Source organism: Microcoleus sp. T3_A4 (genome assembly GCF_036700465.1).
Lineage (GTDB): Bacteria > Cyanobacteriota > Cyanobacteriia > Cyanobacteriales > Microcoleaceae > Microcoleus.
This window is the reverse complement of the sequence record NZ_JAUBOY010000015.1, coordinates 89,187-102,141: the sequence shown is the minus strand read 5'-3', so window position 1 is coordinate 102,141 and position 12,955 is coordinate 89,187. Positions and strand designations below refer to the sequence as shown.

Below are 12,955 nucleotides of genomic sequence, written 5' to 3'. Positions count from 1 at the left end.
TTAAAAGTGAAAAAGAATAAAAGCGGTAGAGTCTGTCGCTTGGGGATTTCGCAGTTTTATTTTCCTCAGACTAGACCAATAAAAGTGTATAATTAGTTACAATAGTCAATGTCTGAGATGGGGTAATCCAGATGAGTGCAGCAGTGGATTTGACGAAGCGAGTTTCAGGATATCATCTGGTTGAGCAATTATACTGTGGTTCCAGAACCCTAGTTTATCGAGCCATTCGAGAAACAGATCAGCTTCCGGTTGTCATTAAACTATTAAATCGAGACTATCCCAGCTTCAGCGAACTGCTGCAATTCCGCAACCAGTACACCATCGCCAAAAACCTACGTCTGCCGGGAGTCGTTGAACCCTACAATTTGGACTCCTATCGCCACAGCTATGCCCTAGTAATGGAGGATTTTGGGGGCATTTCTCTGCGAGACTACGCCCAAGAGGCATCGCTGACTCTAGCAGAAATATTGGAAATTGCCATTCAAATAACTGACATCCTTGACGGACTGTACCGAAACCGAGTCATCCACAAAGATATTAAGCCAGCTAACGTCCTCATACATCCGAAAACTAAACAAATTAAACTAATTGACTTTAGCATCGCCTCCCTACTGCCGAGAGAAACTCAAGAAATTCAAAATCCCAACGTTTTAGAAGGAACCCTCGCCTATATTTCTCCCGAACAAACTGGACGAATGAACCGAGGCATCGACTACCGCACCGACTTTTATTCTCTGGGAGCCACCTTTTACGAACTCCTGACAGGAAAACTGCCATTTGAATGTGACGACCCCATGGAGTTGGTTCACTGCCATATTGCCAAACAACCTCCTTCAATAAACAGCAAAGAAATCCCGCAGGTGGTTTCGGATATTGTCATGAAGCTAATGGCAAAAAATGCCGAAAAACGCTATCAAAGTGCCTTGGGATTGAAGCATGACTTAGAACGGTGTTTGCAGCAGTGCCAAGAAACTGGAAAGATTGAAACTTTTGAGTTAGGAACGCGGGATGTATGCGATCGCTTCCTGATTCCCGAAAAACTCTATGGTCGAGAACGAGAAATACAGCAACTTTTAGCAGCCTTTGAACGAGTAGCACAAGGGAACAGCGAAATGATGCTCGTTGCAGGCTTTTCCGGCATCGGAAAAACCGTTGTGGTCAATGAAGTTCACAAACCCATTGTCCGAAAGCATGGCTATTTCAGTAAAGGTAAATTTGACCAGTTCAATCGCAATATTCCCTTTTCGGCATTTGTGCAAGCCTTTCGCGATTTAATGACACAATTGCTCAGTGAAAGCGATCTTCAAATCCAAGCATGGAAAACCAAAATTTTAGCAGCCCTTGGTGACAACGGACAAGTCATTATTGAAGTCATTCCTGAACTAGAACGGATTATCGGACAACAACCCCCAGCCCCAGAATTATCAGGGATAGCTGCTCAAAATCTGTTCAATTTACTATTCCAAAAATTTATCTCTGTCTTTACCACAAAAGAGCATCCCTTAGTGATGTTTCTGGATGACTTACAATGGGCTGATTCGGCATCTTTAAAGTTGATGCAGTTGCTCATAGGTGAATCCCAATCCAGTCACCTGCTATTAATTGGAGCCTATCGAGACAATGAAGTTTCCCCTGCCCATCCCTTGATGTTGACTTTAGATGAAGTCACTAAAACAGGGGCAACTGTCAATACCATCACACTGGCACCTCTGGCTCGAACCAGTTTGAATCAATTAGTAGCAGATACGCTGACTTGTTCTCTTAACTTAGCAGAACCGCTGACGGAATTGGTGTATCAGAAGACAAAAGGAAACCCATTTTTTGCGACGCAGTTTCTCAAGGCATTGCATCAAGATGAAGTGATTATTTTTGATATTAAAGCAGGATATTGGCAGTGCGATATTAGCAAAATTACCGAAGCTGCACTGACGGATGATGTAGTTGAATTCATGGCGCAGCAGTTACAGAAATTGCCCGTTGAAACTCAGTCAGTTTTAAAATTAGCCGCTTGCATTGGCAATCAGTTCGATCTGACAACATTAGCAATTGTTTCGCAAATATCTGAGACTGAAACGGCAACGGCTTTATGGAAAACTTTACAGGAAGGTTTTGTTTTACCTCAGAGTGAGATTTATAAATTTTATGTAGGGGAAGAAGACAATATCGATCGAGCTACTTCTCAAACAGTTTCCTATCGCTTCTTGCACGATCGCGTCCAGCAAGCCGCTTATTCTTTGATTCCGGAAGAAGAACGCGCGATCGCCCATTATCAAATCGGGCAATTACTCCTGCAACAAATTTCAGCCGAAGCCAGAGAAGAACGCATTTTTGAATTAGTCAATCAGTTGAACTACGGAACCATAATGGTTGTAGAACAGCAGGAAAGGGAGGAACTCGCCCAACTCAACCTCACTGCTTGCCGCAAAGCCAGAGCCGCCACCGCATATCAAGCCGCCCGCGAATATGCCACAGTGGGCCTGAAACTGCTGGGAACAGAGGCTTGGCAACGGCAGTACGAAATGACCCTATCTTTGTACGACTTGGCTGCCGAGGTGGCTTTTTTGGCAGGCGATTTTGAGCAGATGCACCAGTGGATTGAGGCGGTGATTCATCATGCGAAAACACCTTTAGAACAGGTGCAAGTTTACCAAGTCAAAATCCAGGCATTGGTAGCCCACAATAAATTTGTCGAGGCGATCGCGATCGGTCAATCAGTCTTCCAAATGTTAGGCGTCAACCTACCAAATGAACCAACCCTAGACGATATTCGGCAGTTGAAGCAGGAAATTGATGCCCTAATTGAGGGTCGCTCAATTGAGACATTCATTCATCTGCCGAACATGACTGATGCCCAGCAGTTAGCAATTATGCAAAATGCGGCTCGTCTTACACCCGTCTGTTACATGACAGGCTCAAAGCTCTATTTCCTAATAGTTGCTTTACAGGTCAAATTATCAATTCAATTTGGAAATAGTCCTGTTTCGCCCTATTGCTACGCTGGTTACGCCTTCCAACTGAGAATTCTGTGGGGAGACATGACAAAGGTGCCTCAGTTTGGGCAATTAGGATACCAACTCGCCTCAGAGCCAGATGCCAAAAATATTCGAGCCGCAACAGCCCTGTTAATGGGGGGATATGTTGGTCATTGGACGACCCATCTACAAGAATCGCTGCCCATTCTTCTCGATGGCTATCAAGCTGGATTGGAAACCGGCAATCTAGAATTTATGGGCTACGACGCCCAGTTGTACTGCTTTAATGCTTATTGGTGCGGTCAACCGCTAAGTGAACTCGAACCCCAAATTCGCGCCTATTACCAACAGTTGTGCGACCTCCACCAAGTCACAGCAGCAAACTGTGTTTTGGCTTACTGGCAAGCTGCTCTCATTCTGCTGGGTGAGTCAGAGAACGAGATTCCCTTACGCCAAGATTCATACGAAGAAAAAATCCTGGATGAGGCCAAAGTCGATTTTTACCGACTATCCTTCTTTTATCTGTATCGATTCACATTAAATTACTGGCTCCAAGACTTTGCCCAAGCGGAACACGATGGGGCTCAAACCCGACAGTATTTGGCCGGAGGGATGGGAAGTGTCGTTGAACCGATCTTATATTTCTATGATTCTCTGACCGTGCTGGCTACTCCTGGTGAATCGAAAACTGAGTCGGAGCCTCGATGGCAGCGAATGCAAGAAAATCAAGAAAAGTTAAAAGAATGGGCGCATTATGCTCCCATGAATTACTTGCACAAGTACCATTTAGTTGAAGCCCAAAAGCATCAACTCCTCAATTGCAAAACAGAAGCTCTAGAATTTTACGATCTAGCAATTCAAGGAGCCAAAGAAAACGGTTATATCCAAGAGGAAGGATTAGCCAACGAACTCGCAGCAAAATTCTACTGGGAATGGGGCAAAGAAAAAGTCGCCGCCAGCTATATGCAGGAAGCATATTACTGTTATGCCCGTTGGGGTGCACTAGCCAAAGTTGAAGACTTAGAACAACGCTATCCCCAATTACTTCATCCCATCCTGAATCAGCCCAAACTTCGCTTTAATCCCCTAGAGACGCTAGCAACGATGAGCCCGTCTTCGCACACTTCCACCAGCAGCAGCACGAGTATTTCCGATGCCCTTGATTTCGCATCTATTGTGCAAGCTGCTCAAGCTTTATCCAGTAAAATTCAGCTTGATGAATTACTCGACACCCTCAATCAAATTATTTTGAAAACTTCTGGAGCAGAAACGTGTGCTTTGCTACTCCCCCATCAGGATGAATGGCAAATCCGAGCAATAACTCACATCAATCCAGATAACGAGTTACCCACAACCTTACTGCAAACCCAACCTATAGATGGCTCGGCGGTGATTCCGCTCAAGCTGGTTTATTATGTCAAACACACCCTGGAAACTGTGGTTATTGAAGGTGGCAAGACCGATATTCCGGGTTTAATGAATGACTGTACGCTCCAGTATCACTCTCAGAGTATGCTATGTACTCCAATTGTCGATCGCGGGAACTTAGTTGCGATACTTTATCTCGAACATCGATCGACAAAAGGAGTGTTTACTCGCGATCGGCTCCTCGTCCTCAACTTCCTCTGCACCCAGGCTGCCATTTCCTTAGAAAATGCGCGACTGTATCAGCAAGCGCAGGACTATGCCCACCAGGTTGAACAATCTCAACTGCAATTAGTACAGAGCGAAAAAATGTCGGCTTTGGGTAATTTAGTAGCCGGGGTAGCCCATGAAATTAATAATCCAGTCGGTTTTATTTCTGGGAATATCCATGAAGCGATCGCCGCTGTCAAAGATCTGACCAAATACCTGCAAGTCTACCAAGAAAAATTTCCCCATCCTGGGGATGAAATCGAGCAAATAGCAGAAGAACTTGATATTGAATATCTCGTAGAAGATTTACCCAAAATGTTGAATTCGATGCAAATCGGGTGCGATCGCATCCAAGGTATCAGCACCAGTCTTCGTACCTTCTCCAGAGCAGACAAAGACTACAAAGTTCCTTTCAATATTCATGACGGAATTAACAGTACAATTTTGATCCTCAAACACAGATTGAAAGCGAACGAACATCGTCCAGCGATTGAAGTTGTGAAAGAGTACGGCAACTTGCCATCAGTTGATTGCTTCCCCGGACAATTAAATCAGGTGTTTATGAATATATTGGCGAATGCGATTGATGCAGTGGAAGAATCAAATCGCGAAGCTGGTTTAGAGAAGATTAAAGCCCCAGCTAATTGCATCACGATTCGGACAGAAATGAAGTCTTCTGAGTGGGTGACGATTCGCATTTATGACAACGGGCCAGGGATATCCGATGAGATAAAAGGTCATATTTTTGACCACTTATTTACAACCAAAGGTGTGGGGAAAGGTACCGGGTTGGGTTTGGCGATCGCACGGCAAATTGTAGTTGAGAAACACTCTGGTATGCTAGAAGTCAACTCAACTTTAGGTCGAGGTACAGAATTTACGATTTCACTGCCATGTTGATTATTAGCTTGGTAATTTATAGCCAATTTTTTGATTTTTTTTGAAAATGGATTTTTCTTTACAGCCCACTTGACAATCGTACTAATTTATAAAGGAATTTCGATCGCAAATTCCGTACCTTCTCCTACGGTGGAACGGCAGCTCAAGGCTCCGGCGTGTTTTTCCGCCACAATTCGGTAACTGATGGCTAACCCTAAACCAGTGCCTTTTCCCATCGGTTTTGTCGTGAAAAACGGGTCAAATAATCGGCTCCGCACGTCTTCTGTCATGCCGATCGCATTATCGGCAATGCGGATACAAATACTATTTTCGTTCAGGGCTTCTGTGCGAATGCTAATAGTTGGTTTCCAATCGTCCCCGACCGCCGCAGCTCGCCTTTTTTGGTTGCAAGCATCTTCCAAGGCGTCAATACTGTTGCTAAGCAGATTCATAAATACCTGATTGAGCTGACCTGCATAACATTCTATTAAAGGGAGTTGACCGTAATCTTTGATTATTTTTATTTCGGGATAGTCGCCTCTGGCTCGGAGTTTATTGTGCAATATTAAGAGGGTATTATCTATGCCTTCGTGAAGGTTAGTAGGTTTTTTTACCGAGTCGTCTAAACGCGAGAAGTTTCGCAAACTCAGAACTATTTCGCGAATGCGATCGGCTCCCATTTTCATCGAAGATAATATTTTTAGCAAATCTTCTGTCAAAAACTCTAAATCGATATTGTCAATACATTGTTGAATTTCTACCGCTGGCTGAGGATAGTGTTTTTTGTAAAGTTCCACAAGCTGCAACAAGTCTCTGATATATTGGCTAGCATAGGAAATATTGCCGTAGATAAAACTGACCGGGTTATTAATTTCGTGAGCTACTCCAGCTACCATTTGACCGAGACTTGACATTTTTTCGGTATGAATTAGGTGAGCTTGAGTTTCTCGGAGTTCTTTGAGAGCGATTTCTAGCTGCTGGGCTCTGTTGTTGGCGATCGCCTCGGAGAGTCGCAAAGCATCCTCCGCTGCTTTGCGCTCTGTCATATCAAAAATCGCACCGTTGAGGGATAAAACTTCACCGTCTGCGTTGAAAAGGGCTTGACCTTTCTCTGCAACCCACCGCACATTTCCGTCGCAGTGCATCAGGCGATATTCGATGATATAAGGTTGTTTTGTTTTAATAGCCCGATCGATAATTGTCTCGATATGCTGCACGTCATCGGGATGAACTATACTCGGAAAAGCCTGCACCGGTTTTTGCATAAAGTTAGCTGCGGGATAGCCGGAAATAGCTTCTATGCCACTGCTGATAAAAGTTAGGCTCGATCGCCCAGCAGCACTGCAACGGTAAACTGCACCAGGAATGCTAGAAACTAATGACCTAAATTCTTCTTCCCTTTCTCGCAAAGCTGCCTCAATCCGCTTACGCTCGCTAATGTCACGAGCAAACGCACACTGATATTCTTTGCCGTTAAATTCCAAATGATCGATCGTAATTTCTACCGGAAAAATGCGACCGTACTTAGTGACGTGGTGAACTTCAATATTAACCGAACCGCAGCGTTTTAAGACTTTCCAGTGCAAACTCCAAGCAGTTTGGGGAAAATCTGGATTGATGTCGTGTACGGTCATCGAAAGCAATTCTGCTGCAGAATATCCCAATGAAGTGCAAGCAGAGTCGTTGACGTACAAAAATTTACCGTCCGACCCGATCCAGAATACCGCATCTGCCGATCGGTCGATCGCAAACTGAGTCAGTTGCAACTTTTCCTCAACTCGGTGGCGATCGGCAATTTCTTTTTCTAACTGTTCGTTAAGCGAATTGATATCTAAAGCGCGATCGACAATAGTATCGGAAGGGGAAAAATTGAGGGATGGTTTTGCCAATTCTCCTTTGTGGATATCATGCTGGTGATGGTTTTTTTCTACCTGTTTTAACGGCAGTTGTTGAAGATTTTCTTTGTGATTTAAACCAGAATCTGCAAGTGCTTTCGGCATGAGGGCGAGAGCGACTGCGGCTAAAAGCAAAGAAATCAAAGCACTTGTAGCTTTGAGAGTTACCGACAGCCAATATATGGAATGCCAAAGCGTCCAAACTTCCGTCAATTTAGCAGCGCCCCAGGCAAAAAAAACAACGGCAAACAGCCGGAAAATCTTGCGGTGAGAACCTTGGCGGGAAAAATAAACTAAAGAGAGGGCGATCGAGCAATAAGCCAGTGCCGTCAGGGAGTCAAAAACAGCGTACAGTCGCAACTCCGGTACCGCGTTGCAGCCGAGTGTGGAAGATACAGCAAGTGTTGAAAAAAAAATTGTTAATTGTTCTTGCATAAAGTTCAAGAAAAAAATTATCTGTACCAATGCAAATCAGATCAAATCTAATTATTTGATTTTGGCTAGTGAAATATTTACATAATTATATACTTTTTTCATTTTTTATGAAACAGCTATTTTGTAAAGGAATGTCAAAACTGTCTCGGTTAGGCTTTGGGAGCGAAGGTTTCCCGAAGTATGAGCCATGCCGAGCGTCACGGCTCGCAACGCTTACAACGCTTACGTTGCTCCCTGTGACGGAATAGATAGGTTCGCCTACTGATTGCTTCAGAAACATTTAAATTGTTAATGATCACTATTAAATTTTCTTTTAGATTACTTAAGCAGTGAGCCAGAGGTTTTTAACCCCTGGCTCACAGATGGACTAGCAGACTTTTAAGGCAGAGAAAATCTCAATTTTTGCGCTGGGAATCCACAATTAAGCGCCGCCGAGCGCCCAATGCACCAAAGTCCGAACTCCAAAACCGGTAGCGCCAGGGCCATTGTAGCCATTTTCTTTGTCAGTCCAAACCGGGCCGGCAATATCTAAATGCGCCCATGCAGTATCCTTTACAAACTGCTTCAAAAATAGCGCCGCCGTAATCGAACCGCCGGGACGTGGACCTGTGTTTTTCATGTCAGCGTGCAATGCTTTCAAGCCCTCAAAATATTTTTCTTCCATCGGCATTCGCCAAAATTTTTCGCCTGCCAATTCTGAGGCCGCGACTATTTCGGCGGCGACGCTATCTTGAGGACTCCACAAACCCGCGATATCGTCGCCTAAAGCAATTACGCAGGCCCCGGTTAGAGTTGCTAAATCGACAATCGCGTCAACTCCCAATTTATCAGCAAATACCAAAGCATCAGCCAGGGTTAAACGACCTTCAGCGTCGGTATTGTTGACTTCAATTGTTTTGCCGTTGGAAGCTGTAAGGATGTCTCCAGGGCGCATGGCGCGGCCGCTAATCATGTTTTCAGTGACGGCGCTGATAAAGTGAACTTCCACATCGGGTTTGATGTGTCCGATCGCCTTTGCCGCTCCCAAAGTAGCCGCAGCGCCGCCCATATCTATTTTCATCATTTCAATGCCGCTGCCCGCACCTTTGATGTTCAAACCGCCGGAATCAAAGGTCAATCCTTTGCCCACAATTGCTATTTTGCGACGCGGTGTACCTTCTGGTTTGTAAGTCAAATGGATGAATTTGGGTGGTAAATCAGATGCTAGTGCCACGCCGAGAAAGGCTCCCATGCCTAGTTTTTCGCAGTCTTCCCGCTCCAGTATTTCTAATTCTAAACCGCATTCGGCAGCCAGACTTTGAGCAGTTTCTGCCATGGTAATCGGGGTGACAAAATTTGCAGGCGCTGCGACTAATTCGCGTGCTAAAATGACTCCGGCAGTGATTTGGCGGGCGCGGGCGATCGCACTTTCGGTACCGGCAAAACCGAGCAAATGAATTTGTTCGATTTGCGGGCTTTTGTCTTCCTGTTCCGATTTGAAACGGTTGTCTTGATTTAGGGAAAGTTCTACACCTTCGGCGATCGCGCTTGCTGTAACATCCGGCGCGTTTTTCCACACCGGAAAGCTAATTCCGAGGGTTTTGCATTTCTCTTTTTTGGCTAACTTGGCGCAAACGCCTGCTGCTTGCCGCACGGTGTCTAATTTTAAGTCCTCTGTTTTGCCCAAACCGACGATCGCAATTTTGCGAATGGGATTATTGCCGCCCACGCGGGTGATGGCGCTCGTGCCCACTTTGCCCTTAAAATCTACTTCCAGTAGCAGCTCTTTCAAAGTGCCTGCAAGCTTTTCATCTAATTGTGCCAGCTCGCCCGTGAGTTCCAGGGCGTCCTCAAATAGACCAATTGCCAGGGCGTCTCCCGTCCAAACAGAGCGGGGCGTATCGGTGACTAGAAATTCCATGTTTTGATTTACACTTTAGATTTTAGATTTTTGATTGTACTTTGTAGTGGGTGGTTTGGGGTTTTTCATTGGTGCGGGGAAATAGATCGATCGCACAAATTCTTCGCTCCACATCGAAATAAATTCTGCTACTATATCAGCCAAGTCCGCCTGCGATCGGATCTTCCACCAATCTCAATCATCTGTTTGGGGGTCGGCTGTCCGTTTTTGCCCCACTCTTAACATTTATTTCTCGTTGAACAGGCATCCTGCCTGTGATGGCGTGGAACACCCATCCTGCCTGTGATAGCTCTTGACAAACGATCGGTTCTTTATATCTTATTCTCTTAAATTTTCCCATGCTAAAACGACGCCGGGCCCGATTTTCTGTTTTAATCAGCGTTTCAGTTTGCGTTATTGCGATCGGCTCTTTGGTTGCTGCGATGAAATGGATGGGTTTTGGCTCGGTCCAGAAGGCCGAGCAGCCGCTGAATGCAGCGAATTCCGAATCGCAAGTCAAGATGCTGGTATCGCTATCACCGATCGAGCGATCGGCGAAATTAGTTGAACTCGCAACCAGTCAGTCTGCAAGTACGAACCCGCAGCAGGAAATCTCCCCTCAAAGCCGCGCCCGCTATCTGCTTGCCAGCGATTTAATCCAGCAAGGAAATGCGGCCAAAGCATTAAAATTATTGGACAAATTAGAGCAAGAATATCCGGTTTTAGCTGCTCACATTGCCTTAAAAAGAGCGCAAGCTTACCAATTGACCGGCGACAAGGGCAAAACTCAAAAAGCTTGGGAGGAACTGCTCAAAAACTATCCGAGCGACCCGGTAGCAGCGGAAGCTTTATATGTTTTAGGCAAGTCAAAACCGGAATATTGGCAACAGGCAATTACTGAATTTCCGGGTCATCCCCGCAGCGTAGAAATTGCCCTCCGCAAGTTAAAAGAAAATCCCAATCAGCCGAAGTTGATGCTGCTCGTAGCAAAACACGGTCATTATGTCAAAGATTACGGGACAATTTTGGAACAACTGGTGCAGCGAAACAGCGCCGGTTTGAAACCGGAAGATTGGGAAGAAATTGCCTTTGGCTATTGGGAAAAACAAGATTATGGCAAAGGAGCTATTGCTTACGGGAAAGCCCCCCGCAACGCCAAAAATCTTTACCGCAAAGCTCGCGGTTTGTGGCTCGACGGAAAAATCCCGGAATCCAGAATTGCCTATCAAGAATTAGTGCGCGAGTTTCCCGATGCCGAAGATACTGGTTTGGGTTTAATTCGGCTATCGCGGCTGAGCGAACCGAAAGAAGCGATCGTTTTGCTCGATCGAGTTATTAGCAAATTTCCCAATTATGCCCCCGAAGCTTTGTTAGATAAATCGCAACTTCTCGACAAAGCACGCAGTGGTCAATCCGCCTCAGATACCCGGAAGTTGCTCTTGACAAAATACAATAATTCTGATAAAGCAGGGGAATTGCGGTGGACGATCGCCCAACAGTTTGCCAAAGGCGGAGATTTAAAATCAGCTTGGCAGTGGGCGAGAGAATTAACCACCCACAATCCCGACAGCGAACAAGCTCCAGAAGCCGCATTTTGGGTCGGGAAATGGGCACAGCAACTCGGCCGCAAACAAGACGCCAAGACTGCATTTGACTATACTATTTTACGCTATCCAGAATCATATTTTGCGTGGCGATCGGCTGTACTTCTCGGCTGGCCCGTCGGCGACTTTACCACAGTCCGAGATTTGTCTCCCAATGTAGTGCGGCCCCCTCAGCGCCCCGAACCAACTGCGGGTTCTCCTGCGTTGAAAGAACTCTATCAATTAGGTCAAGATAGAGATGCTTGGACGCTGTGGCAAATAGAATTTATCGACCGCGTAGAACCAAGTATTGCCGAACAGTTTACCGACGGTTTAATGCGAGTTGCAGTTGGAGACAATTTAGACGGCTTGTGGATGGTTGGGAGTTTGAGGCAGCGCGATAAACCAGATGATAGAACCCAATACCTCGAACTCAGACAGCAACCTATTTATTGGCAAGCACTTTATCCTTTTCCTTACTTAGAAACCATTGTCAAATGGTCGCAAGAACGCAAAATAAATCCAGTATTAGTAACAGCATTAATCCGGCAAGAATCGCGGTTTATGCCCGCCATCAAATCATCAGTTGGCGCCACTGGTTTAATGCAAGTAATGCCGGAAACAGCAGCTTGGGTTGCTGGACAAATCAGCCTCAAAAAGTATTCATTGGAGAATGTGGATGACAACGTTAAACTAGGTACGTGGTATTTGGATCACACTCACGACGAGTACAAGAATAACTCGATGTTAGCTGTGGCGAGTTATAATGCCGGACCAAATGCAGTATCAGATTGGTTGAAGAGGTTTAATTTTAGTGACCCGGATGCTTTTGCGGAAAAGATTCCGTTTCCTGAAACGAAAGGATACGTGAAATCGGTGTTTGAGAATTACTGGAATTATCTGCGGATTTACAATCCCGAAGTTAATCAGTTAATGAGTGAGCATTATGCTGCTGCTCAGAAAAAAGCAAAGCCTTAGTAAATTTGGTTTAAGCTAATCTTTCAGGAAGGGGCTCTCCGGCCCGTTCCACAAAAAAATTTATTTTGTGTATTGATTTTGGGGGGGTGGGCTTTTAGCCCGGCCCCTCATCAATATTCCAGAAATTTAAATTATGGGATAATAAAATAAATCAGCGGCATCCTAAAGAATCGCGAGTAGAAATCCCAGTTTGAGAATTAATCCCGGTTGCCTTTGTGCACAATTCTTTAACTTGTGATCCGTCCATAATTGCATCAGTAAAGTCAGCGCCGGTGATATCAACTCCGTCAAAAGTAGAACGCAGCAAAATTGTTTCCGCTAAAATGGCATCACTTAAATCGGCATTAGTAAATTTAACTTGATCTATCATTGCATTAGTCAAATTGGCGCCGTGCAAATTCGCCTGAGTCATCACCGAAGCGCTCATAATTGCTCCCCGCAAATCGGCATTAGAAAAATTAGTCAAGTCCATATTAGCGTTAGAAAACTCAGCGGCCCGCAGCATTTGACCAGAAAAATCGCGTCTTGTCAGTTCGGCGTTGCTAAAGGACAAGGGCGGAGCGTAATATTTAGATTGAGCCTGGGCTGGCCGCGGGAAGATGAAGATAGTTAACGCTAATAGCAATGCAGCTAGTTGCCGGAGTTTCATAAGTCTGATATTCTCGGAAGGTGGGTATTTCGTAGTGTATCCCGAACTTT

The 12,955-nt window shown here is 45.2% G+C and carries 5 protein-coding genes; 2 read left to right on the top strand and 3 right to left on the bottom strand.

Features of this window, described 5'->3' with window-relative positions; all coding sequences use genetic code 11:
- Positions 1 to 131: 131 nt before the first annotated feature.
- Positions 132 to 5,507: an AAA family ATPase gene (locus tag QUA07_RS10825; protein ID WP_333324852.1), complete on the top strand. Its 5,376-nt coding sequence runs from the start codon at positions 132 to 134 to the stop codon at positions 5,505 to 5,507.
- An 86-nt stretch (positions 5,508 to 5,593) separates the two neighbouring features.
- On the opposite strand, the gene QUA07_RS10820 is transcribed toward QUA07_RS10825, so the two are convergent.
- Positions 5,594 to 7,816: a PAS domain S-box protein gene (locus QUA07_RS10820; RefSeq protein ID WP_333324849.1), complete on the bottom strand. Its 2,223-nt coding sequence runs from the start codon at positions 7,814 to 7,816 to the stop codon at positions 5,594 to 5,596.
- Between the two features lie 421 nt (positions 7,817 to 8,237).
- Positions 8,238 to 9,716 carry a leucyl aminopeptidase gene (locus tag QUA07_RS10815; RefSeq protein WP_333324847.1) on the bottom strand — a complete coding sequence of 493 codons (1,479 nt, stop codon included), beginning with the start codon at positions 9,714 to 9,716 and terminating at the stop codon, positions 8,238 to 8,240.
- Between the two features lie 338 nt (positions 9,717 to 10,054).
- On the opposite strand from QUA07_RS10815, the gene QUA07_RS10810 reads away from it, so the two are divergent.
- Positions 10,055 to 12,256 (top strand): transglycosylase SLT domain-containing protein, encoded by a 2,202-nt coding sequence (locus tag QUA07_RS10810; protein ID WP_333324845.1) that lies wholly within the window; start codon positions 10,055 to 10,057, stop codon positions 12,254 to 12,256.
- A 151-nt stretch (positions 12,257 to 12,407) separates the two neighbouring features.
- Here QUA07_RS10810 and QUA07_RS10805 read toward each other — a convergent pair whose 3' ends face one another.
- A complete protein-coding gene (locus QUA07_RS10805) occupies positions 12,408 to 12,905 on the bottom strand; it encodes a pentapeptide repeat-containing protein (RefSeq protein WP_333324843.1) in 498 nt (165 codons plus the stop codon).
- Between the last annotated feature and the right edge of the window lie 50 nt (positions 12,906 to 12,955).